Origin of the sequence: Leclercia sp. 119287 (assembly GCF_009734485.1) — a bacterium.
In the GTDB taxonomy this organism is placed as follows: domain Bacteria; phylum Pseudomonadota; class Gammaproteobacteria; order Enterobacterales; family Enterobacteriaceae; genus Enterobacter; species Enterobacter adecarboxylatus_C.
The window spans coordinates 3,890,623-3,914,778 of sequence record NZ_CP046445.1 but is presented as its reverse complement, the minus strand read 5'-3'; the positions used below and the strand labels follow the sequence as shown (position 1 = coordinate 3,914,778).

At 56.8% G+C, this 24,156-nt stretch carries 17 protein-coding genes; 13 read left to right on the top strand and 4 right to left on the bottom strand.

Features of this window, described 5'->3' with window-relative positions:
- Together gudD and GNG27_RS18750 are read left to right on the top strand one after the other, a co-directional pair.
- The gene (gene gudD / locus GNG27_RS18755) at positions 1 to 1,341 is read left to right on the top strand and encodes a glucarate dehydratase (protein ID WP_197090610.1); all 1,341 of its coding nucleotides are present in this window, start codon (positions 1 to 3) and stop codon (positions 1,339 to 1,341) included.
- Between the two features lie 87 nt (positions 1,342 to 1,428).
- Positions 1,429 to 2,568 carry a glycerate kinase gene (locus GNG27_RS18750; protein WP_156264544.1) on the top strand — a complete coding sequence of 380 codons (1,140 nt, stop codon included), beginning with the start codon at positions 1,429 to 1,431 and terminating at the stop codon, positions 2,566 to 2,568.
- A gap of 55 nt (positions 2,569 to 2,623) precedes the next feature.
- Here the strand turns inward: GNG27_RS18750 and barA are convergent, their stop codons facing one another.
- Positions 2,624 to 5,383, bottom strand: coding sequence for a two-component sensor histidine kinase BarA (gene barA, locus GNG27_RS18745; protein ID WP_156264543.1), 2,760 nt, complete (start codon positions 5,381 to 5,383; stop codon positions 2,624 to 2,626).
- Positions 5,384 to 5,440: 57 nt separating this feature from the next.
- Here barA and rlmD point away from each other — a divergent pair, with 57 nt between their 5' ends.
- The 5 genes from rlmD to eno all read left to right on the top strand — a co-directional run bounded on the left by rlmD (position 5,441) and on the right by eno (position 13,173).
- Entirely contained in the window at positions 5,441 to 6,739 is a 1,299-nt protein-coding gene (gene rlmD / locus GNG27_RS18740) for a 23S rRNA (uracil(1939)-C(5))-methyltransferase RlmD (RefSeq protein ID WP_156264542.1), read from the top strand.
- 52 nt (positions 6,740 to 6,791) lie between these two features.
- Entirely contained in the window at positions 6,792 to 9,029 is a 2,238-nt protein-coding gene (relA, locus tag GNG27_RS18735) for a GTP diphosphokinase (RefSeq protein ID WP_142486935.1), read from the top strand.
- Positions 9,030 to 9,141: 112 nt separating this feature from the next.
- On the top strand, positions 9,142 to 9,933 hold the full coding sequence (mazG, locus tag GNG27_RS18730; protein WP_156264541.1) for a nucleoside triphosphate pyrophosphohydrolase: 792 nt from the start codon (positions 9,142 to 9,144) through the stop codon (positions 9,931 to 9,933).
- A gap of 224 nt (positions 9,934 to 10,157) precedes the next feature.
- The gene (gene pyrG, locus GNG27_RS18725) at positions 10,158 to 11,795 is read left to right on the top strand and encodes a glutamine hydrolyzing CTP synthase (protein WP_142486933.1); all 1,638 of its coding nucleotides are present in this window, start codon (positions 10,158 to 10,160) and stop codon (positions 11,793 to 11,795) included.
- 82 nt (positions 11,796 to 11,877) lie between these two features.
- A complete protein-coding gene (gene eno / locus GNG27_RS18720) occupies positions 11,878 to 13,173 on the top strand; it encodes a phosphopyruvate hydratase (protein WP_032613680.1) in 1,296 nt (431 codons plus the stop codon).
- 57 nt (positions 13,174 to 13,230) lie between these two features.
- Here the strand turns inward: eno and GNG27_RS18715 are convergent, their stop codons facing one another.
- Entirely contained in the window at positions 13,231 to 14,445 is a 1,215-nt protein-coding gene (locus GNG27_RS18715) for a glycosyltransferase (protein WP_156264540.1), read from the bottom strand.
- 254 nt (positions 14,446 to 14,699) lie between these two features.
- On the opposite strand from GNG27_RS18715, the gene queE reads away from it, so the two are divergent.
- Positions 14,700 to 15,371: a 7-carboxy-7-deazaguanine synthase QueE gene (gene queE / locus GNG27_RS18710; RefSeq protein WP_142486931.1), complete on the top strand. Its 672-nt coding sequence runs from the start codon at positions 14,700 to 14,702 to the stop codon at positions 15,369 to 15,371.
- Between the two features lie 74 nt (positions 15,372 to 15,445).
- A complete protein-coding gene (locus GNG27_RS18705; RefSeq protein WP_142490018.1) occupies positions 15,446 to 16,231 on the top strand; it encodes an SDR family oxidoreductase in 786 nt (261 codons plus the stop codon).
- Positions 16,232 to 16,288: 57 nt separating this feature from the next.
- Here GNG27_RS18705 and queD read toward each other — a convergent pair whose 3' ends face one another.
- Complete coding sequence (gene queD, locus GNG27_RS18700) at positions 16,289 to 16,654, bottom strand: 6-carboxytetrahydropterin synthase QueD (RefSeq protein ID WP_185902389.1); 366 nt, start codon at positions 16,652 to 16,654, stop codon at positions 16,289 to 16,291.
- 304 nt (positions 16,655 to 16,958) lie between these two features.
- Between queD and cysJ the strand changes: the two genes are divergently transcribed.
- The 3 genes from cysJ (at position 16,959) to cysH (ending at position 21,284) form a co-directional block, all read left to right on the top strand.
- Positions 16,959 to 18,764 (top strand): NADPH-dependent assimilatory sulfite reductase flavoprotein subunit, encoded by a 1,806-nt coding sequence (cysJ, locus tag GNG27_RS18695; protein ID WP_156264539.1) that lies wholly within the window; start codon positions 16,959 to 16,961, stop codon positions 18,762 to 18,764.
- The gene (gene cysI / locus GNG27_RS18690) at positions 18,764 to 20,476 is read left to right on the top strand and encodes an assimilatory sulfite reductase (NADPH) hemoprotein subunit (protein WP_156264538.1); all 1,713 of its coding nucleotides are present in this window, start codon (positions 18,764 to 18,766) and stop codon (positions 20,474 to 20,476) included. Before cysJ ends, cysI begins: the two co-directional genes overlap by 1 nt.
- Before the next feature lie 73 nt (positions 20,477 to 20,549).
- Positions 20,550 to 21,284 (top strand): phosphoadenosine phosphosulfate reductase, encoded by a 735-nt coding sequence (cysH, locus tag GNG27_RS18685; RefSeq protein WP_156264537.1) that lies wholly within the window; start codon positions 20,550 to 20,552, stop codon positions 21,282 to 21,284.
- A gap of 90 nt (positions 21,285 to 21,374) precedes the next feature.
- On the opposite strand, the gene GNG27_RS18680 is transcribed toward cysH, so the two are convergent.
- A complete protein-coding gene (locus GNG27_RS18680) occupies positions 21,375 to 22,418 on the bottom strand; it encodes an aminopeptidase (RefSeq protein ID WP_156264536.1) in 1,044 nt (347 codons plus the stop codon).
- 239 nt (positions 22,419 to 22,657) lie between these two features.
- On the opposite strand from GNG27_RS18680, the gene cysG reads away from it, so the two are divergent.
- On the top strand, positions 22,658 to 24,016 hold the full coding sequence (cysG, locus tag GNG27_RS18675; protein WP_142486926.1) for a siroheme synthase CysG: 1,359 nt from the start codon (positions 22,658 to 22,660) through the stop codon (positions 24,014 to 24,016).
- Positions 24,017 to 24,156 lie beyond the last annotated feature (140 nt).

Genomic DNA, 24,156 nt, shown 5'->3' with positions numbered 1-24,156 from the left:
ATTATGAGCACATTTACTACGCCTGTTGTCACTTCCATGCAGATCATTCCGGTTGCCGGCCATGACAGTATGCTGATGAACCTGAGTGGGGCCCATGCCCCGTTCTTCACCCGTAATATTGTGATTATCAAAGACAACTCAGGCCATACCGGCGTGGGTGAAATCCCGGGCGGCGAAAAGATCCGCAAAACGCTGGAGGATGGGATCCCGCTGGTGGTAGGCAAAACTCTGGGGGCCTACAAAAACATTCTCAATGCCGTACGTAATGAATTTGCCGACCGTGATGCGAGCGGTCGCGGCCTGCAGACCTTTGACCTGCGTACCACTATTCATGTGGTCACCGGCATTGAAGCCGCAATGCTCGACCTGCTGGGTCAGCACCTTGGCGTCAACGTGGCGTCGCTGCTGGGTGACGGGCAGCAGCGTACTGAAGTCGAGATGCTGGGCTACCTGTTCTTCGTCGGCAACCGCAAACTGACCCCGCTGCCGTACCAGAGCCAGCCGGATGAGCAGTGCGACTGGTATCGTCTGCGCCATGAAGAAGCGATGACCCCGGACGCGGTTGTCCGTCTTGCAGAAGCGGCCTATGAGAAGTACGGCTTTAACGATTTCAAACTGAAAGGCGGCGTGCTGGCTGGTGAAGAGGAAGCTGAATCTATCATCGCCCTGGCGAAACGCTTCCCGCAGGCGCGCGTCACCCTCGATCCAAACGGGGCCTGGTCGCTGGAAGAGGCGATCCGCATCGGTAAGCGCCTGAAGGGCGTGCTGGCCTATGCGGAAGATCCGTGCGGCGCCGAGCAGGGCTTCTCCGGCCGTGAAGTGATGGCCGAGTTCCGCCGCGCCACCGGTCTGCCAACCGCCACCAACATGATCGCCACCGACTGGCGTCAGATGGGTCATACCCTCTCCCTGCAGTCGGTCGACATTCCGCTGGCGGATCCGCACTTCTGGACCATGCAGGGTTCGGTACGTGTGGCCCAGATGTGCCACGAGTTTGGCCTGACCTGGGGCTCGCACTCAAACAACCATTTCGATATCTCACTGGCGATGTTCACCCATGTGGCTGCGGCCGCGCCGGGCAATATCACCGCTATCGACACCCACTGGATCTGGCAGGAGGGCAACCAGCGCCTGACCAAACAGCCGTTCGAAATCAAGGGTGGGATGGTGCAGGTGCCGACCACGCCAGGCCTGGGCGTTGAACTGGACATGGATCAGGTGATGAAGGCGCACGAGCTGTATCTGCAACACGGTCTTGGCGCGCGCGACGACGCGATGGCGATGCAGTACCTGATCCCGGAGTGGACTTTCAACAACAAACGCCCTTGCATGGTGCGTTAAGTCCGGTGCCGGTTCCTGCGGGAGTCGGCATTTTCTCTTGCGTGACGGGTGTATGCTTATGGTAGTCAACATGCGTAAGGACGGCTTATGAAAATAGTTATCGCACCGGACTCTTATAAAGAGAGCCTGAGTGCCCTGGCTGTGGCGACGGCAATAGAGCAGGGATTTTGCGAGATTTTCCCCACGGCAGAGTACGTCAAACTGCCGGTCGCCGATGGCGGTGAAGGCACCGTGGAAGCAATGGTTGCTGCCACCCAGGGAGACATTATTCAGGTGCGGGTAACGGGGCCGCTCGGCGGGCATGTTGACGGTTTTTATGGCCGCTCCGGTGATGGTAAAAGCGCGTTTATCGAGATGGCGGCAGCCAGTGGTCTGGAGCTGGTGCCTCCGGCCCAGCGTAATCCGCTGAAAACCACCTCCTGGGGAACCGGGGAGCTGATCCGCCATGCGCTGGATGCGGGTGTAAAACATATCATTATCGGCATTGGCGGCAGCGCCACTAACGATGGTGGGGCAGGGATGGTGCAGGCGCTGGGCGCGAAGCTGCTGGACGAGCAGGGGAACGCCATTGGTGCTGGCGGCGGCGAGCTGGAAAAGCTGGCGCGCATCGACATCAGCGGTCTGGATAAGCGGCTGGCAGCGTGCCGCATTGAAGTGGCCTGCGACGTTACTAACCCGCTGACCGGAAACAATGGCGCAAGTGCCGTGTTTGGCCCGCAGAAAGGGGCAACGCCGGAGATGATTACGCGCCTCGACGGCGCGCTGACGCAGTATGCCCGCATAATCGCCCGCGACCTCGACGTTGACGTGCTCGGCCTGGCCGGCGGCGGTGCCGCAGGCGGTATGGGCGCGGCGTTATACGCTTTTTGCGGCGCACAGCTGCGCCAGGGCATTGAGATCGTAACCGATGCGCTCAACCTCGACAGCCAGGTGGCCGACGCCGATCTGGTGATCACCGGGGAAGGGCGAATCGACAGTCAGACCATTCATGGCAAAGTCCCGGTGGGAGTGGCAAAGATTGCGAAACGCCACAATAAACCGGTGATTGGTCTGGCAGGTAGCCTCACGGCGGATGTCGGCGTGGTGCACGATCATGGTATAGACGCGGTGTTCAGCGTGATCTACACCATCTGCACGCTTGAAGAGGCGCTGGAAGACGCCGCAGAAAACGTGCGGATGGCAGCGAGGAATATAGCGGCGGTGTTGAAGGTGGGGATGAATGTGTAGCCTCTGATGTTTATTCCCTCTCCCCCTTTAGGGAGAGGGTTCGAATGAGGGGGACTTACGACCCCAGCACCTTCATCGCTTCCCGTGTGACGTTATCCATCTCATCCAGCAGCTCCAGAAACTCCGGCTCAAGCTCGCTTTTCGGCGTCCCGGAACGCAGCTGCTGCTCCAGTAAATGACACAGATTTTTCAGGCGCGGCACGCCACTGTATCCGCAGCTGCCGTGCAGCTTATGGATCGCCTCGACAAGATCTTCCGGGTTTTCACCCACCAGCTGCTCTTCCACCTTATTGCGGATCTCCGGCAGGAAGGCCACCAGCATCTGCAGCATCTCCCGCGCGAGGTCATTTTTGCCCGCCGCCTGACGCAGCGCCAGCTGCCAGTCGAGGGTGGCACTGACGTTAACCTGGCTCCCGGCGGCTTCCGGAGGGGCGATCCAGTTGCCTGTCGCCGGACCGGGCTTGTAACGCAGCAGCAGGCTGTGCAGCTTCTCTTCTTCTATCGGTTTTGCCAGATAGTCGTTCATCCCGGCGCTTAATAACTTCTCTTTCTGGCCCGCCATCGCATGCGCAGTCACGGCGATCACCGGGGTTAGCTGCTGATGGGGCAGTTGGCGAATCAGCTCGCAGGCGCGGATCCCGTCCATGCCAGGCATCTGAATATCCATCATGATCAGATCAAACTGCATCTGCCTCGCCCGCTCAACGGCCTGTAGGCCACTCTCGCAAAGTTCGACATGCTGGACCTGATCCTCCAGCAGGGCGCCAATCAGCTTCAGGTTGGCTGGGTTGTCATCCACCGCCATCACGGTCATCGGCAGCTTGCTCTCATCGCTAACGATAGGTGCGGCGTAATGGTTCAGACGGCAGTATTCGGTCAGGGTTGGCAGCAGGCGCGTGGCGGTGAGCGGTTTCAGCAGACAGGCGGCCGCCCCGTCATGTTTAAGCTCTTCGGCGTTGATCTGCGCATGGCACGGCAGGGCCAGCAGCAGGTAATCGGTCATCGAGGCCGCTTTTGCCAGCCGCTCCTGCTGCATGGTCAGCTCGCCGGTAAAGGTCACCGGGATGCCCATCAGCAGAATGTCGTAATGGTCAAACGGCAGCGCGGAGAACGCCGGACTGTAGATCACTTCCAGCGGGGTGGTGCTTAACACGTCCAGCGTACTTTGCGCGGCGGCAGTATTGGCCTCCACGTACGCCAGCCGTTTACCCTGTAGACAATCCATCGCCGATCGATCGGTCAGGACATTCGGATTCAGGTCGAGGTTGATATGGAACCAGAAGGTCGATCCCCGGTTAGGCTGGCTATGGAAGGAGATATCGCCCCCCATCTCGTTAACCAGTTTCTGGGTGATCACCAGCCCCAGACCGGTGCCGCCATGGCGTCGGGAAATGCTGGCGTCGGCCTGACGGAAGGCCTGGAACAGCCGGGACTGATCGCGTTCCGGGATCCCAATACCGGTATCACGGATCTGCACTTCAAGCTGTACCTTGGTATTGCTGATGGCGCGTTTTTCGACCAGCACGTCAATGTTGCCGCTCTCGGTGAACTTGATGGCGTTGCCCACCAGGTTGGTGATCACCTGCTGCAGGCGCAGCGGGTCGCCAATCACGTTATCCGGCACATCATTCTTAATGTTCAGCGTCAGTTCCAGCCCCTTGTCGTGGGAGGAGTGTGCCAGCAGGGTGACTACCTCATCCAGCGTGTTACGCAGCGGGAACGGGATGCTCTCCAGAATCAGTTTACCCGCCTCGAGCTTGGAGAAGTCCAACACGTCATTGATGATCGCCAGCAGGTTGTTGGCCGAACGTTCAATGGTATGCAGGTGGTCGCGCTGGGTCGGGTTGAGTTCGGTCTTCAGGGTCAGGCGGGTAAAGCCAATCACGCCGTTGAGCGGGGTGCGCAGCTCATGGGACATGTTGGCCAGAAACTCCGATTTAATGCGGGCCGCTTCCTGGGCGCGCTTTTTGGCCAGATCCAGCTCGACGTTCTGGATCTCCATCTGCTCAAGGGTTTCACGCAGGTCGGAGGTGGCCTGATCGACGTTATGCTGCATCTCCTCATGGTAGGCCGCCAGCGACATGGCCATCGAGTTGATGCCATTTTTCAGCATATCCAGCTCGCCCAGCATAAAGCCTTCGACGCGGCTGTCGAGCTGGCCCCGACGGATACGGTCAACAGTATTTACCATGTTGCGGATCGGACTGGTCACGTCGCGCATCAGACGCCAGCCGAAGATAAGCGCAATGCCGATACAAAACAGCATCATCACCGTGGAGATAAAAATTTCCCTGTACTGCTGCAGCCGCACGGACTTGAGATCCAGCTCCAGCGCCACATATCCCAGCATGTTGTTATTGGGCTTGGCATCCGACCCGGCAGATTCATCCGGTGAATAGCTTTCCGAGATGATCGGCGTGCGCAGGATCATCTTCTCGTCCTGGCGGATCACGCTCAGCCGCGCCGGGAAGGGCATACCGGCCGGGAGCTTCAGCGTACCGGGGTCCTGCTGGATATTGGAGGTCACAAACAGACGATTATGTTGGTCATAGACCGAGATCGCCCGCACAATATCCGAATGACGGCGGTGCAGGATGCTAATGAGCTGGCCAATAGACTCGCGATTTTGCAGGGTCATACCGTACTCGCTGGACACCGCCAGCGGTTCAATAATACTGGCTCCGGCATCCTCAAGCTGGCGCTGCAGGTCGTTATAACGGTGCACCACAAAGAAGGTACTCAGCAGTAAACCAATGAGTACGGTAGGGGCGAGGATCAAAATCATCATGCGCGCACGCAGGCTGTAGTTGGTCATGGAGTTCCGTTATGGGACAATTAGAGTCAATATGTTCATTTGAGAAAATACCCGGCAATGGCGCAATTCTACTCTGCAAAGCGGCGCGTGACGACGCGTCAGATCATAACTGTTGATGTGACAGACCTCGACCCCTTCGGTCAGGGGGTGGCGCGCCATGATGGTAAGGCCTTGTTTATTCCCGGCCTGCTGCCCGACGAACGTGCGGAGATCGCCCTGACGGAAGAGAAACGTCAGTACGCGCGCGGGCAGGTAAAACGCCGCCTCAACGACAGCCCGCAACGCGAGACGCCGCGTTGTCCGCATTTTGGGGTCTGCGGCGGCTGCCAGCAGCAGCATGCCAGCATCGCGTTGCAGGAGCGCAGCAAAAGCAACGCCCTGGCGCGCTTGCTGAAGCACGACGTCAACGAGGTGATTGCCGATAAGCCGTGGGGCTACCGCCGCCGGGCGCGCCTGAGCCTGAACTATCAGCCGAAAACCGCGCGTCTGGAGATGGGCTTTCGCAAAGCCAACTCCAGCGATATCGTCGATGTGAAACAGTGCCCCATTCTGGTGCCCCGTCTTGAGGCATTGCTGCCAGAAGTGCGCAAATGCCTCTCTGGCCTGCAGGGTATTCGCCACCTGGGCCACGTCGAACTGGTGCTGGCAAACAGCGGCCCGCTGATGGTACTACGTCATACTGCACCGCTTTCGGCCAAAGATCGCGAAAAACTGGAACGCTTTTCGCATTCCCATGAGCTTGACCTTTATCTCGCCCCACAAAGCGAGATACTTGAGCAACTGAGCGGTGAAACGCCCTGGTATGATTCAGACGGGCTACGCTTAACGTTCAGCCCGCGCGATTTCATTCAGGTCAATGACGGCGTTAACCAGCAGATGGTGGCGACCGCGCTGGCCTGGCTGGATATTCAGCCGGAAGATCGGGTGCTCGATCTGTTTTGCGGGATGGGCAATTTTACTTTGCCGCTGGCAAAACGGGCGCATAGCGTGGTCGGCGTGGAAGGTGTAGCGGCGCTTGTAGAGAAAGGACGCGACAACGCGATTCACAATGCGCTGCAAAACGTGACATTTTTTCACGAGAATCTGGAAGAGGATGTCACCCGGCAGCCCTGGGCGGCGCACGGCTTCGACAAGATTCTGTTGGATCCGGCACGTGCAGGCGCGCCAGGCGTGATGCAGCATATTATTAAACTCGCCCCTGAACGTGTGGTCTATGTTTCCTGTAACCCGGCGACGCTTGCCCGGGACAGCGAAGCATTACTGGCGGCGGGTTACCAGATTCAGCGTCTGGCTATGCTTGATATGTTCCCGCACACTGGACATCTGGAATCAATGGCGTTGTTTGTACACAACTGATGAATTTCGGCTTGTCGAATTCGACAGGCAAGGGTCCCTAAAGGAGAGGACAATGGTTGCGGTAAGAAGTGCACATCTCAATAAAGCTGGTGAGTTTGACCCACAAAAATGGATCGCAAGTCTGGGGATTGCCAGCCAGCAGTCGTGTGAACGCTTAACCGAAACCTGGGCCTATTGTCTGCGCACCACGAAGGGGCATCCCGATGCGGAGCTGCTGCTGTGGCGCGGGGTGGAGATGGTGGAAATCCTCTCCATGCTGAGCATGGATATCGACACCCTGCTCGCCGCCATGCTGTTCCCGCTGGCCGATGCCGAGGTCGTCTCCGAAGAGGTGCTGCGCGAAAGCGTCGGTAAATCGATCGTGTCGCTGATCCACGGCGTGCGCGACATGGCGGCGATCCGCCAGCTGAAGGCCACCCACACCGACTCCGTCTCCTCCGAACAGGTCGACAACGTTCGCCGTATGCTGCTGGCGATGGTGGATGACTTCCGCTGCGTGGTCATTAAACTTGCCGAACGCGTCGCCCATCTGCGGGAAGTGAAGGACGCGCCGGAAGACGAACGCGTGCTGGCGGCGAAAGAGTGTACCAATATCTATGCCCCGCTGGCGAACCGGCTGGGGATCGGGCAGCTGAAATGGGAGCTGGAAGATTACTGCTTCCGCTATCTGCACCCGGCGGAATACAAACGTATCGCTAAACTGCTGCACGAGCGCCGTATCGATCGCGAACACTATATCGAGGAGTTTGTCGGCGGCTTACGTCAGTCGATGAAAGAAGAGGGCGTGAAGGCCGAAGTCTACGGCCGGCCGAAGCATATCTACAGCATCTGGCGCAAAATGCAGAAAAAGCATCTCGCCTTTGATGAGCTGTTTGATGTGCGCGCCGTGCGCATCGTGGCCGAGCGTTTGCAGGACTGCTACGCCGCGCTGGGGATTGTTCATACCCACTTCCGCCACATGCCAGATGAGTTTGACGACTACGTCGCTAATCCGAAACCGAACGGCTACCAGTCGATCCATACCGTGGTGCTGGGGCCGGGCGGTAAACCGGTCGAAATCCAGATCCGCACCAAACAGATGCACGAAGAGTCCGAGCTGGGCGTTGCCGCGCACTGGAAGTACAAAGAGGGCACCTCAGGCGGTGCGCGCTCCGGCCACGAGGATCGCATCGCCTGGCTGCGTAAGCTGATTGCGTGGCAGGAAGAGATGGCCGACTCCGGCGAGATGCTCGACGAAGTGCGCAGCCAGGTTTTTGACGACCGGGTCTACGTCTTTACGCCGAAAGGCGACGTGGTTGACCTGCCGGCAGGATCAACGCCGCTCGACTTCGCATACCATATCCATAGCGACGTGGGGCACCGCTGCATCGGCGCCAAAATTGGCGGGCGCATCGTGCCGTTCACCTATCAGCTGCAGATGGGCGATCAGGTGGACATCATCACCCAGAAACAGCCGAATCCGAGCCGCGACTGGCTGAACCCGAACCTGGGCTATATCACCACCAGCCGCGGACGCTCCAAGATCCACGCCTGGTTCCGCAAGCAGGATCGTGACAAGAACATCCTTGCCGGTCGCCAAATCCTTGACGACGAGCTGGAGCATCTGGGCATCCACCTGAAAGAGGCGGAAAAGCAGCTGCTGCCGCGCTACAACTTCAACGAGCTGGATGAGCTGCTGGCCGCCATCGGCGGCGGGGATATTCGTCTTAACCAGATGGTGAATTTCCTGCAGGCGCAGTTCAATAAACCGAGCGCGGCGGAGCAGGATGCGGCGGCGCTGAAGCAGCTGCAGCAGAAGAGCTACACTCCGCAGCACCGCAGCAAAGAAAAAGACAACGGCAGGGTCGTGGTGGAAGGCGTCGGTAACCTGATGCACCACATTGCCCGCTGCTGCCAGCCGATCCCGGGTGACGAGATCGTCGGCTTTATTACCCAGGGGCGCGGGATCTCTATCCACCGTGCGGACTGCGATCAGCTCGAGGATTTACAGTCTCACGCGCCGGAACGTATCGTTGATGCGGTGTGGGGCGAGAGTTACTCTGCGGGCTATTCGCTGGTAGTGCGGGTCTCGGCCAACGATCGCAGCGGCCTGCTGCGCGACATTACCACCATTCTGGCGAACGAAAAGGTGAACGTGCTGGGCGTCGCCAGCCGCAGCGACACCCGTCAGCAGCTCGCCACCATCGATATGACCATCGAAATCTATAACCTGCAGGTGCTGGGCCGGGTGCTCGGCAAGCTGAACCAGGTGCCAGATGTGATCGACGCTCGTCGTCTGCACGGCGGGTAATCCATCGCACATTCTTCTCCCCGGCGGCGCGTTGCTTGCCGGGGCTACGCTTTCACGTAGGCCGGATAAGGCGCAGCCGCCACCCGGCGTTACCGATTTAACAGGATAAGACATGACCCAAATCGACCGCCTGCTCGGCATTATGCAACGTCTGCGCGACCCGGAAACCGGCTGTCCGTGGGATAAAGAGCAGACTTTCGCCACCATCGCCCCCTACACTCTGGAAGAAACCTACGAGGTGCTGGATGCCATCTCCCGGGAAGATTTTGACGATCTGCGCGGCGAGCTGGGCGACCTGCTGTTCCAGGTCGTGTTCTACGCCCAGATGGCCCAGGAAGAGGGGCGCTTTGATTTCAACGATATCTGTGCCGCCATCAGCGATAAGCTGGAGCGCCGCCACCCGCACATTTTTGGCGATGCCACCGCTGAAAACAGTACTGAAGTGCTGGCCCGCTGGGAGCAGATCAAAAGCGCAGAACGCGCTGAAAAATCGCAGCATTCAGAGCTGGACGATATCCCGTTAAGCCTGCCGGCGCTAATGCGCGCGCACAAGATCCAGAAACGCTGCTCGACGGTCGGGTTTGACTGGACCTCATTAGGCCCGGTGCTCGATAAAGTCCATGAAGAGATCGACGAAGTGATGCACGAAGCGCAGCAGGCGGTGGTGGATCAGGAGAAGGTCGAAGAGGAGATGGGCGATCTGCTGTTTGCTACCGTCAACCTTTCACGTCATTTGGGCGTCAAAGCCGAAGTGGCGCTGCAAAAAGCCAACCTCAAATTCGAACGCCGTTTCCGGGAAGTGGAGCGCATTATCGCTGCCCGCGGCCTGGAAATGACCGGCGTGGACCTTGAGGCGATGGAAGAAGTATGGCAGGAAGTAAAACGCCAGGAATCTGATCTCTAACGAGTTTTTGCGATCAAGCGCAATTTGTGTGATTTTTTAAATGACAAGCGCTTGATTTGCGTCAAAAACATTTACCCAAAAGGGGCTATTTTCTCACTCCCAATATGAGTCAAAGCCTGAGACAGGAGACGGAGAATGAAAGTTTGTGGCGCTCGCCGTGTTCGGGTATACTACTTTCCCGTCCTGGTTATTCCATCGTTTCACCCTAACTTCTCAGGTTCAGCATGACAACGAACTATATTTTTGTGACCGGCGGGGTTGTATCCTCTCTGGGTAAAGGCATTGCCGCAGCCTCCCTCGCAGCCATTCTTGAAGCCCGTGGCCTCAATGTGACCATGATGAAGCTGGATCCGTACATCAACGTCGATCCAGGTACCATGAGCCCGATCCAACACGGGGAAGTGTTCGTTACTGAAGACGGCGCTGAAACCGACCTGGACCTGGGTCACTACGAGCGTTTCATTCGCACCAAAATGACCCGTCGTAACAACTTCACGACTGGCCGTATCTACTCCGACGTTCTGCGCAAAGAGCGCCGTGGCGACTATCTTGGCGCTACCGTTCAGGTTATCCCGCACATCACCAACGCCATTAAAGAGCGTGTTCTGGCAGGTGGCGAAGGCCACGACGTGGTGCTGGTCGAAATCGGCGGTACTGTAGGTGATATCGAATCCCTGCCGTTCCTTGAAGCGATTCGCCAGCTGGCGGTAGATATTGGTCGTGAACACGCGCTGTTCATGCACCTGACCCTGGTGCCGTACATGGCTGCCGCAGGTGAAGTGAAAACCAAACCGACCCAGCACTCCGTGAAAGAGCTGCTCTCCATCGGTATTCAGCCTGACATCCTGGTTTGCCGTTCCGATCGTGCCGTTCCGGCCAACGAACGTGCGAAAATTGCATTGTTCTGTAACGTGCCAGAAAAAGCCGTTATTTCAATGAAAGATGTCGATTCCATTTATAAAATCCCGGGCCTGTTGAAATCACAGGGTCTGGACGATTATATTTGTAAACGATTCAGCTTGAACTGTCCGGAAGCTAACCTGTCTGAATGGGAACAGGTTATTTATGAAGAAGCGAACCCGGCAGGCGAAGTGACTATCGGTATGGTCGGCAAGTACATTGAACTGCCGGACGCCTATAAGTCCGTTATCGAAGCGCTGAAACACGGTGGCCTGAAGAACCGCGTAACCGTCAACATCAAGCTGATTGATTCGCAGGATGTTGAAACCCGCGGTGTCGAAATTCTGAAAGATCTGGATGCTATTCTGATCCCTGGCGGCTTCGGCTACCGTGGCGTTGAAGGCAAGATCGCTACCGCACGCTATGCGCGTGAAAACAATATTCCTTACCTCGGCATTTGCCTGGGTATGCAGGTTGCGCTGATTGAATTTGCCCGCAACGTGGTGGGGATGGAAAACGCGAACTCTACGGAATTTGTGCCAGACTGTAAGTACCCTGTTGTGGCGCTTATTACCGAATGGCGCGACGAAGAAGGTAACGTCGAAGTCCGTACCGAGAAGAGCGATCTGGGTGGCACAATGCGTCTGGGCTCTCAGGCCTGTCAGCTTTCCGACGACAGCCTGGTACGCCAGATGTACGGTGCGCCGACAATCACTGAACGCCATCGTCACCGTTATGAAGTCAACAACCTGCTGTTGAAACAAATTGAAGCTGCGGGCCTGCGTATTGCGGGCCGCTCCGGGGATGATCAGTTGGTCGAGATCATCGAAGTGCCGAACCACCCATGGTTCGTCGCCTGTCAGTTCCACCCGGAATTTACTTCTACGCCGCGTGATGGACATCCGCTGTTTGCTGGCTTTGTGAAAGCCGCCAATGAGTTCCAGAAGCGTCAGGCGAAGTAAGAAAAGTTAGAACGGCAGCGCGTACCAAGGGTACGCGTTGTTTGTCTGGAGTTTTAGTTTAACTTGTACTGAGGAAAATCTAATGTCCAAAATCGTTAAAGTCATCGGTCGTGAAATCATCGACTCCCGTGGTAACCCGACTGTTGAAGCCGAAGTACACCTGGAAGGTGGTTTCGTCGGTATGGCAGCTGCGCCGTCAGGTGCATCTACTGGTTCCCGCGAAGCGCTGGAACTGCGCGATGGCGACAAATCCCGTTTCCTGGGCAAAGGCGTAACCAAAGCTGTTGGCGCGGTTAATGGCCCAATCGCACAGGCAATCCTTGGCAAAGACGCCAAAGACCAGGCTGGCATCGATAAAATCATGATCGATCTGGACGGTACTGAAAACAAATCTAACTTCGGTGCGAACGCAATCCTGGCTGTTTCCCTGGCGAACGCCAAAGCAGCTGCTGCTTCTAAAGGTCAGCCACTGTTCGAACACATCGCTGAACTGAACGGCACTCCAGGCAAATACTCTATGCCAGTTCCGATGATGAACATCATCAACGGCGGCGAGCACGCAGACAACAACGTTGATATTCAGGAATTCATGATTCAGCCAGTTGGCGCGAAAACCCTGAAAGAAGCAGTACGTATGGGTTCTGAAGTGTTCCACAACCTGGCTAAAGTTCTGAAAGCTAAAGGTATGAACACTGCTGTAGGTGACGAAGGTGGTTATGCACCTAACCTGGGTTCCAACGCCGAAGCCCTGGCTGTAATCGCTGAAGCGGTTAAAGCAGCAGGCTACGAGCTGGGCACCGACATCACCCTGGCGATGGACTGTGCAGCATCTGAATTCTACAAAGACGGTAAATACGTTCTGGCTGGCGAAGGCAACAAAGCCTTCACCTCTGAAGAGTTCACTCACTTCCTGGAAGACCTGACCAAACAGTACCCAATCGTCTCTATCGAAGACGGTCTGGACGAATCTGACTGGGATGGCTTCGCATACCAGACTAAAGTACTGGGCGACAAAATCCAGCTGGTTGGTGACGATCTGTTCGTAACCAACACCAAGATCCTGAAAGAAGGTATCGAGAAAGGCATCGTTAACTCCATCCTGATCAAATTCAACCAGATCGGTTCTCTGACCGAAACTCTGGCTGCGATCAAAATGGCGAAAGACGCTGGCTACACTGCCGTTATCTCTCACCGTTCAGGCGAAACTGAAGACGCGACCATCGCTGACCTGGCTGTTGGTACCGCTGCTGGCCAGATCAAAACGGGTTCTATGAGCCGTTCTGACCGTGTTGCTAAATACAACCAGCTGATTCGTATCGAAGAAGCGCTGGGCGAAAAAGCACCATACAACGGTCGTAAAGAGATCAAAGGTCAGTAATTCATTCTGAACCTTCATCTTTAGAAAAAACCCGCTTCGGCGGGTTTTTTTTTATCATTACACCGTCGGTACGCTATGACGTGTACATACCGCCTGTTCAATAATATCGGCAGCCCGTGCTGCCCCTCCGGCGTTTATCAGTTGAGTCTGGAGGGCGGTGATGCGCTGCGTGTACTGCTTATTTTCCAGCAGGTCGAGAAGATGCTGGCTGAGCGTGCGGCTCGGCGAAAAACGGCAAGCCTTAAGGCCAATGCCGCTGAAGACTACTCGGGCGGCGACGCCTGGCTGATCAAACGCCAGAGGCACGGCGAGGATCGGCGTGGCGGTGGCGATGGCATCCATAACCGTATTCAGCCCTGCGTGGGTGATGACGGCGCTGGCATCGCGCAATACCGCCAGCTGATCGGTAAATCCTATGGTATGCGCCCCCGCATGTGCCAGCCGGGCGGTTTGACTGGCATTTAGTCCGTCACAGTGGGCAATAAGCAAGGGCACTCCAGCCTGTCGGCAGGCGCGGGCAATCTTGCGGAACAGCCCATAGCGGTAGCCCTGGAGCGTGCCTAATGACGCAAAAACAAACGGCTTTTTATTGCCGGAAGAAACCCTTGGCGGATCGTAGCGTAGCGGGCCTACCGCATGGAAGCAGGCGGGCAAGGTGCGTGGAAAATCAAAGCCTGGGATGGTCTGGCTGATTTGCGCCAACGGAGACAGGCATTGATCCAGCCTGGTGCGCGAGGCCAGACCAAATGCCCGGGCATGACGGGCAATGACCCGCCCCTGTCTCGACATCCGCCAGTCATAAACATCCGCGCTGGAGGCGTATAATTTCCGGCTGCGATCGCTGGTGCCATAGCGAAAAGGCATCACCGGCAAGGGGATGGTGTTATCCCGGTTTACCGGCAGGGCGCAGCAGATGGAGATAAAGGGCAGGTTGAGCGCTTGAGCAACCAGCCCTCCTGCCGGCTCCATCTGATCGACAATCACGGCGTCAATATTGTGCTGTTGGAAGGCGAGGGGCAGTTCACGGCACAGCATATCGGTAACGCTTGCCATACCTGATATCAGGCGAAAAAACCCCGGCTCGTTCATCGCTGACGGCGTTGGGTGACCCACTGCGATGAAGTGCGCCTGCGGTTCCCTAAGCAAGGTGCGAGCCTCTTCCTGCTGAAAAAAAGTAACCCGATGGCCGCGCACGATAAGGTGTTTTGCCAGTGCTTCCATAGCGTGCATATGGCTGTATAACGGTAGCGTTATTACCGCAAAATGGCTCATTCTGCTTGTCCAGTATTCTGATGGCTACTCAGTCAAGGGGGTTAACATCGACGCGAGCCGGGTGGGCGATATCTTAAAAGCGTAGCGTAAGTTTTCATGTTTTTAACATTGCCTTCTGACGACGGCTTTCCACCTTAAGGCTGTTAACCTGGCTATCCTTAAACTGACAGGAATAAAATCGTGGCCAGGGTTGTTTTGCCTGATTATGTGCGATCTGCAATAATGCCCACCTGTAAATCTGACCAGAGATAACTATGCAGTACCCGATTAATGAGATGTTCCAGACCCTGCAAGGCGAGGGTTACTTCACCGGCGTTCCCGCTATCTTCATTCGTTTGCAGGGATGCCCGGTTGGCTGTGCCTGGTGTGATACCAAACATACCTGGGAAACGCTTAGCGATCGGGAAGTGTCACTGTTCAGCATCCTGGCCAAAACCAAAGAGAGTGATAAATGGGGGGCGGCGAACCCGGAAGATCTGCTGGCGATTATTGGTCGTCAGGGCTGGACGGCGCGCCATGTGGTGATCACCGGCGGGGAACCCTGCATTCACGATCTCTTGCCGCTGACCACACTGCTCGAAAAAAATGGCTTTAGCTGCCAGATTGAGACCAGCGGAACGCACGAAGTGCGCTGCTCCCACACCACCTGGGTGACGGTATCGCCAAAAGTGAATATGCGTGGCGGTTACGAAGTGTTGTCCCAGGCGCTGGAGCGTGCCGACGAGATTAAGCACCCGGTAGGGCGCGTTCGTGATATTGAAGCGCTGGATGAACTGCTGGCGACGCTGACCGATGACAAACAGCGAGTGATTGCTTTACAGCCGATCAGTCAGAAAGAGGACGCCACGCGTCTGTGCATTGAGACCTGTATTGCGCGTAACTGGCGACTGTCGATGCAGACTCACAAATACCTCAATATCGCTTAGCAATGACGTAGATATTGTCGGACGGGGGCATATTGTCCGGCAATCATTACGCTTCAGGGAGAGTAATTGACATGATGTCAACTGAGCCACTCAACGCATTTTCCATGGATTTTTTCTCGCTGAAGGGAAAGACCGCCCTGGTGACCGGCGGCAACCGAGGCCTGGGGCAAGCTTTTGCTGTGGCACTGGCGAAAGCGGGAGCCAATATTTTTATCGCGGGGATTAGCGATGAGAATGCCAGCACCCGCGAGCTCATCGAATTGCAAGGCGTTGAGGTTGAATTCATGTCGGTGGATATTGCCGGTGAGGGTATGCCCGAACGGATAATCAATGCTTGCTGTCAGCGTTTTGGTACCCTGGATATTCTGGTCAACAATGCGGGCATCTGTAAGCTAAACAAGGTGCTGCGTTTTGGGCGAGATGACTGGGATCCGATGATTGAGGTTAATCTCACGGCAGCATTTGAGCTCAGCCATAAAGCGGCAAAAATAATGATCCCGCGCCGTAGCGGTAAGATTATTAATATCTGTTCGGTCTTTTCATATTTAGGCGGAAGGTGGTCTCCGGCCTATTCAGCAACCAAGCATGCGCTGGCTGGATTAACCAAATCCTATTGCGATGAGTTAGGCGAATATAATATTCAGGTGAATGGTATTGCCCCTGGCTACTATCACACCGATATCACGGCAATAACGCACAGCACCCCAAAGGAATATAAGCGGGTACTTGAGCATATTCCTGCCAACCGATGGGGGGAGCCGCAGGATTTAATGGGGGCGGTAGTATTTCTTGCCAGCCGGGCCTCAGATTATGTCAATGGCCATATCCTGGCCGTAGATGGCGGCTATCTGGTGCGTTAGCGCGTTGAAAACGGTAAAGACCCGCCAGACGGCGGATCTGATGCGGGAAAGGGGAGATTACTCTCCGCGATACACACAGCCTGCCGTGCAGGTCTCTTTGATCATCACTGCGCTCAGCAGGGGCACCAGCGGCTTAATCTCATCCCAGATCCACTTCGCCAGCACTTCGCTGGTCGGATTCTCCAGTCCTGGAATATCATTCAGATAGTAGTGATCGAGACGGTTATAGGTTGGCTTAAACGCGGCCTTTAGCTCGGCAAAATCCATGATCCAACCGGTATGCGGATCGACTTCACCCGTGATCTCCAGGCGCACCATAAAGGAGTGTCCGTGGAGGCGACCACATTTATGCCCTTCCGGGACGTGAGGGAGATGGTGGGCGGCTTCGAAGATGAAATCTTTAAACAGTGTGGTGGACATCATGAACTCTCAAAAATGCGGAAAAAACCGCCGCATAATACCGGAAAGGACATTTTTTATCATTACCTAAAACGGCCATTCATGCCCGGCTGGTTTTTCGAGACCATTGACCCGCTTTTTTCATATAAATTTCAATACGTTAATTAATCGTTTTTATCGTTAAGAACGATAGCAAAAACAGGTTAGTCCATTTGGTTATTTATTATTTCCATCCCGTCTTTAATTGTTATGATCCGCGCCGTTAACCTTACACTCTGTTCTGTCTTTCAGATAAAAATTCAGCTTTGCTACTGGAACATAACGACGCATGACAACACAGGCCCCACCTTCAAATTTGCTTCCCCTGAACCCGGAGCAACTGGCACGCTTGCAGGCGGCCACCACTGATTTTTCGCCTACCCAGCTTGCCTGGGTCTCCGGTTATTTCTGGGGAATGCTCAATCAACAGCCGGGTGCTGTGGTGAGTGCACCGGCTGCGGCCGTTGAGATCCCGGCAATCACGCTTATCTCCGCTTCGCAAACCGGCAATGCCCGTCGCGTGGCGGAAGCCCTGCGGGACGATCTGCTCGCGGCCAAACTGAACGTGAACCTGGTGAACGCCGGGGATTATAAATTTAAGCAAATCGCGTCAGAGAAGCTGGTCGTTGTCGTGACCTCTACCCAGGGTGAAGGTGAGCCGCCTGAAGAAGCGGTTGCGCTGCATAAGTTCCTGTTCTCCAAAAAAGCGCCAAAACTGGCGGGCACCGCCTTTGCGGTCTTCGGCCTTGGCGACTCCTCCTACGAATTCTTCTGCCAGTCGGGTAAAGATTTTGACAGCAAGCTGGCCGAGCTGGGCGGTGAGCGCCTGCTGGACCGCGTAGATACTGATGTCGAATACCAGGCCGCGGCTGCCGAATGGCGCGCGCGCATTGTCGATGTGCTGAAAGCCCGCGTGCCGAAAGAGACGCCTGCGCAGGCAACCCTCACCGCGACGGGCGTGGTCAACGATATTCACACCAGCCCGTACACCAAAGAAGCCCCGCTGACGGCGAGCCTCTCGGTTAACCAGAAAATCACCGGTCGCGACTCTGAAAAAGACGTGCGCCATATCGAAATCGATTTGGGCGACTCCGGCCTGCGCTACCAGCCGGGCGATGCCCTTGGCGTCTGGTATCAGAACGATCCGGCGCTGGTCAAAGAGCTGGTTGAGCTGCTGTGGCTGAAGGGCGATGAGCTGGTCAGCGTAGACGGCAAAACCCTACCGCTCTCTGAAGCGCTGCAGTGGCATGTCGAGTTGACCGTCAACACCGCCAACATTGTGGAAAACTACGCCACCCTGACCCGCAGTGAATCCCTGCTGCCGCTGGTGGGTGACAAAGCCAAACTGCAACAGTATGCCGCTACCACCCCAATCGTCGATATGGTGCGTTTTGCCCCGGCACAGCTGGACGCCGACGCGCTGATTGGCCTGCTGCGCCCGCTGACGCCGCGTCTGTACTCTATCGCCTCTGCGCAAGCCGAGGTGGAGAGCGAAGTCCACGTCACCGTGGGCGTGGTGCGTTATGACATCGAAGGCCGTGCCCGTGCCGGTGGTGCCTCCAGTTTCCTGGCGGATCGCGTGGAAGAAGAGGGCGAGGTGCGGGTCTTTATCGAGCACAACGACAACTTCCGTCTGCCAGCCAACCCGGAAACGCCGGTAATTATGATTGGCCCGGGCACCGGCATTGCGCCGTTCCGCGCCTTTATGCAGCAGCGTGCCGCCGACGAAGCGCCGGGCAAAAACTGGCTGTTCTTCGGCAACCCACACTTCACCGAGGATTTCCTCTACCAGGTGGAGTGGCAGCGCTACGTGAAAGAAGGGGTTCTGAGCCGCATCGATCTGGCCTGGTCCCGGGATCAAAAACAAAAAATATACGTACAAGACAAACTGCGCGAACAGGGCGCAGAGCTGTGGCGCTGGATCAATGACGGTGCCCACATTTATGTCTGCGGCGACGCCAATCGCATGGCGAAAGACGTTGAGCAGGCGTTGCTGGAAGTGATTGCTGAATTCGGTGGCATGGATACTGAATCGGCGGATGAATTTTTAAGTGAGCTGCGCGTCGAGCGCCGTTATCAGCGAGATGTCTACTAATGAGCGAAAAACATCCTGGCCCTCTGGTGGTCGAAGGCAAACTGTCTGATGCCGAGCGCATGAAAGTTGAGAGCAACTACCTGCGCGGCACCATTGCTGAAGATTTAAACGACGGTCTGACCGGCGGTTTCAAAGGCGACAACTTCCTGCTGATCCGTTTCCACGGCATGTACCAGCAGGACGATCGCGATATCCGTGCCGAGCGTGCTGAGCAGAAGCTGGAGCCGCGTCACGCGATGCTGCTGCGCTGCCGTCTGCCGGGCGGCATCATCACCACCAAACAGTGGCAGGCGATCGACAAGTTCGCCCATGACAACACCATTTACGGCAGCATCCGTCTGACCAACCGTCAGACCTTCCAGTTCCACGGTATTCTGAAGAAGAACGTGAAGCCGGTACACCAGATGCTGCACTCCGTCGGGCTGGACGCGCTGGCGACCGCCAACGACATGAACCGTAACGTGTTGTGTACCTCCAACCCGTACGAGTCCGAGCTGCATGCCGAAGCCTACGAGTGGGCGAAGAAGATCTCCGAACATCTGCTGCCGCGCACCCGCGCCTATGCCGAGATCTGGCTGGATCAGGAAAAAGTCGCGACCACCGACGAAGAGCCGATCCTGGGCCAGACCTATCTGCCGCGTAAGTTTAAAACTACGGTGGTGATCCCACCGCAGAACGATATCGATCTGCACGCCAACGACATGAACTTCGTGGCGATTGCCGAGAACGGCAAGCTGGTGGGCTTTAACCTGCTGGTGGGCGGTGGTCTGTCGATTGAGCATGGTAACAAGAAAACCTACGCCCGCACCGCGAGCGAGTTCGGCTATCTGCCGCTGGAGCACACCCTGGCGGTGGCCGAAGCGGTAGTGACTACGCAGCGCGACTGGGGCAACCGTACCGATCGTAAAAACGCGAAAACCAAATACACCCTGGAGCGCGTGGGCGTAGAGACGTTCAAAGAGGAAGTGGAGCGTCGCGCCGGTATCAAGTTCGAGCCGATCCGTCCGTATGAATTCACCGGTCGCGGCGATCGCATTGGCTGGGTGAAAGGTATCGACAATAAATGGCACCTGACGCTGTTTATTGAAAACGGCCGAATCCTGGATTATCCGGGACGTCCGCTGAAAACCGGCCTGCTGGAGATCGCGAAGATCCACAAGGGCGAGTTCCGTATCACCGCCAACCAGAACCTGATCATTGCCGGCGTGCCGGAAAGCGAGAAAGCGAAGATCGAGAAGCTGGCGCGGGATCACGCTCTGATGGACGCGGTCAAACCGCAGCGTGAAAACTCGATGGCCTGCGTCTCCTTCCCGACCTGTCCGCTGGCGATGGCTGAAGCCGAGCGCTTCCTGCCGTCGTTCACCGATAAAGTGGAAGCGGTGCTGGAAAAACACGGCATTCCTGATGAGCATATCGTGATGCGCGTAACCGGCTGCCCGAACGGCTGTGGCCGTGCGATGCTGGCAGAGCTGGGTCTGGTGGGCAAAGCGCCCGGGCGTTACAACCTGCACCTGGGCGGGAATCGCAGCGGGACGCGCATTCCGCGTATGTATCGCGAGAACATTACGGAACCAGAAATTCTAGACTCCATAGACCTGCTTGTCGGGCGCTGGGCGAAAGAGCGCGAAGCGGGTGAAGGCTTCGGCGACTTTACGGTGCGTGCGGGCATCATTCGCCCGGTGCTCGATCCCGCAAGGGATTTCTGGGAGTAACATCCCACGGGTTTATCAGTTGTAGGCCGGGCAAACGCAGTGCCGCCCGGCAAAACAGGCAAACGAGGTTCTTATGTCCGTACTCGATCTAAACGCCCTTAACGAACTGCCGAAAGTCGAACGTATTCTGGCTCTGGCGGAAACCAACGCCCAGCTGGAAAAGCTGGACGCCGAAGGCCGCATCGCCTGGGCGCTGGAAAATCTGCCGGGTGAATACGTGCTCTCGTCGAGCTTTGGTATCCAGGCGGCGGTCAGCCTGCATCTGGTGAATAAGATCCGCCCGGACATTCCGGTGATCCTCACCGATACCGGATACCTGTTCCCGGAAACCTACCAGTTTATTGATGAGCTGACGGACAAGCTCAAGCTGAATCTGAAGGTCTACCGCGCGGAGCAGAGCGCGGCCTGGCAGGAGGCGCGTTACGGCAAGCTGTGGGAGCAGGGCGTGGAGGGCATTGAGAAATACAATGCCATCAACAAAGTCGAGCCGATGAACCGGGCGCTGTCCGATCTCAACGCTAAAACCTGGTTTGCCGGTCTGCGCCGGGATCAGTCCGGTAGCCGGGCATCACTACCGGTGCTGGCGATCCAGCGCGGGGTGTTCAAGGTGCTGCCGATCATCGACTGGGATAACCGGACCGTTTACCAGTACCTGCAGCAGCATAGCCTGAAATACCACCCGCTGTGGGATCAGGGCTATCTGTCGGTGGGGGATACCCACACCACCCGCAAATGGGAGCCGGGTATGGCAGAAGAAGAGACCCGTTTCTTTGGCCTTAAGCGCGAGTGCGGATTGCACGAAGGGTAAGTTTTGTGCCCGGGGGCGCTGTGCTTACCGGGCCTACGGTTCGTGCCGTTTTGTAGGCCCGGTAAGGCGTAGCCGCCACCGGGCATGACCTTATGCCTTTCCTGCCTTCGCCAGCTCTTTCACCAGCGGCAGCATTACGCGCACCACGTCCCGGCTGCGGTGCTCGATCCGTTTTGGCAGCGCCTCGTCAATGTACTGCAGATTATCCAGCCTGACGTTATGCCAGCTGGTTCCCTGCGGGAAGGCTTTCGATTTCGCCCGCTGCTGATAACCGTCTTTCTTACCTAATGACCAGTTGGTCGCCTCGACATACAGCACCGGGATCCCGGCTTTGTCGAAAACCTCACCGTCATTGCAGCAGCCGGTCCCTTTCGGGTAGTTGGCGTTGCCGCCCGGATTGGTGGCGGCGAAGATACCCTGGGTGCGGGCAATCGCCAGCGCGCGGTCGCGGGTTAATTTGCGCACCGGGGCAGGGGTGGTTTTGCCGCTGTTAAAATAGAGCTTATCGCCCACGATAAGGTTATCGAGGTTGATCACCAGCAGCGTGTTTTTCTTCTCGGCCGCGCTCATGCGGTTAAGCACGTTCTCGGCGCCCAGGCGTCCCTCTTCTTCACCGCTGGTGGCGATAAATCGGATGCTGTACTGCGTTGGGATATTTTTCAGCTGCTCCGCCAGCTCCAGCATCACCCCGACGCCAGCGGCATTATCATCAATGCCCTGTAACGTGAGGCCGCCGAGGTTGTTATCGGCATCGCTGTCGCTCATCGGAGCGTAGGTATCCAGATGCGCCAGGATAATAATTTGCTGCGCGGCTTTACCTTCATGGGCAGCAATCACGGTGCTGCCGGTCACGTTGTGCCAGTTTTTGCTCTGGTTACGCGAAGTGTAGATATAGCGGCTCTGGAAGGTGCGGATATCGCTCTGGTAACCCATTTCGGCGAACTGCTGGCGCACATAGTCAGCGGAGAGCATCTCGGCGGGGGTGCCGGTCATACGGCCCGGGAAAAAGGTCGCTATATGACGCGCCTGCGTCGCGGCGATCTCACCCGGAAGAGGGGTTTTAGCCTGAACCGTTCCGATCAAGCAAACGCCGATCGCCAGGGCAGCGATACGGTGGCGCATTGCGGAAAACATAGTGAGTCCTTAAAAAATAGAGCAAAATTTTACCGCGCTTAGTATGAAACTGTGACCGCGCTTACACAATTTGAATTGCTCTTAAATGCCCGTAATTACGCATGTTAAGCACTTTTTGATATTTGCTTTTCCAGAGCGTTATTCCATTGAGTAACTACTCATTCCAATTCGTAATTTCATTCGCTATGAGCAGCCCCCTATAGTCCCACTATTCCTGGTTGTTAGCGAGTTGTAGCATTGTGGATTACCTTCCTTTATTTGCTGACATAAAAGACCGTCCGGTACTGGTGATCGGCAGCGGTGAAATTGCCGAGCGCAAAATTGCCTTTTTACATCGGGCAGGCGCGCGCGTGCAGGTGATTGCCGAAGCGGATTTTGATGAAGCGCAAATCGACAATGTGGTATTGGTCATTGCCGCAACCGAAAACCGTGCGCTCAACCAGCGCATCTCTGATGCCGCCCACGCCCGTCACCGTCTGGTGAACGTGGTGGACGATCAGCCGCTGTGCTCGTTTATCTTCCCGTCGATTGTCGACCGCTCGCCGCTGTTGGTGGCGATCTCCTCCGGCGGCACCGCACCGGTGCTGGCGCGCGTCCTGCGGGAAAAAATTGAAGCGTTGCTGCCAACCAGCCTTGGCCGGATGGCAGAGAAAGCCAGCTTCTGGCGCAACCACCTGAAAACCCGCCTGACCAGCGTGGCGGAACGCCGTCGCTTCTGGGAGCGGGTGTTCCGCGGCCGCTTTGCCAGCCTGATGCAGGCCGGTAATGAGACGGCGGCGCAGCAGCTTCTTGAGGACGAACTGGATAACCCGGGCAGCACCAGCGGGGAGATCATCCTCGTCGGAGCGGGGCCGGGCGATGCCGGGCTACTGACGCTTCGTGGCCTGCAGGTACTCCAGGATGCGGACGTGGTGTTCTACGACCATCTGGTGACCGAGGGTATACGCGAGCTTATTCGTCGCGACGCCGAGCAGATCTGCGTCGGCAAACGCGCGGGCGGACACGCCGTACCGCAGCACGACACTAATCAGATGCTGATTGCCGCAGCGAAAGCGGGCAAGACCGTGGTGCGTCTCAAAGGCGGCGATCCCTTTATCTTTGGCCGCGGCGGCGAAGAGCTACAGGCAGCCGCCGAAGCGGGCGTACCCTTCCAGGTGGTGCCGGGTATCACCGCGGCCTCCGCGGTAACGGCCTATGCCGGTATTCCGCTGACGCACCGGGATTACGCCCAGAGCGTCACCTTTGTCACCGGTCACTACAAGGCCGACAGCACCCCGTTCGACTGGACCCATCTGGCCCAGAGTCGTCAGACGCTGGCGATCTATATGGGCACCATGAAGGCGGCGGAAATCAGTGAACAACTTATTCACCACGGGCGTGATGCAAACACGCCCGTGGCGGTGATATCCCGCGGCACGCGCGTCGATCAGCGCGTGGTGACCGGCACACTACAACACCTTGCAAGCCTGGCGAAAGACGCCCCAATGCCCGCCCTGATTGTGGTGGGTGAAGTGGTGCAGCTGCACAGCACGCTCGCCTGGTTTCAACACACTACCGACACAGAAGGGTTTGGCTCTTCTGTCGTAAATTTGGCTTAGCCCTGGAGCAACAGGCTATTTTATTTGCCATTTTTGCCCCGGGCTGTGCTCGCAATCCTCACGTACTTGAGTACGCTCCGGTTGCTGTGCGCAGGCCGTGACAAAACTGGCTGCAACAATAACGCCTGTTGCACCAGGCC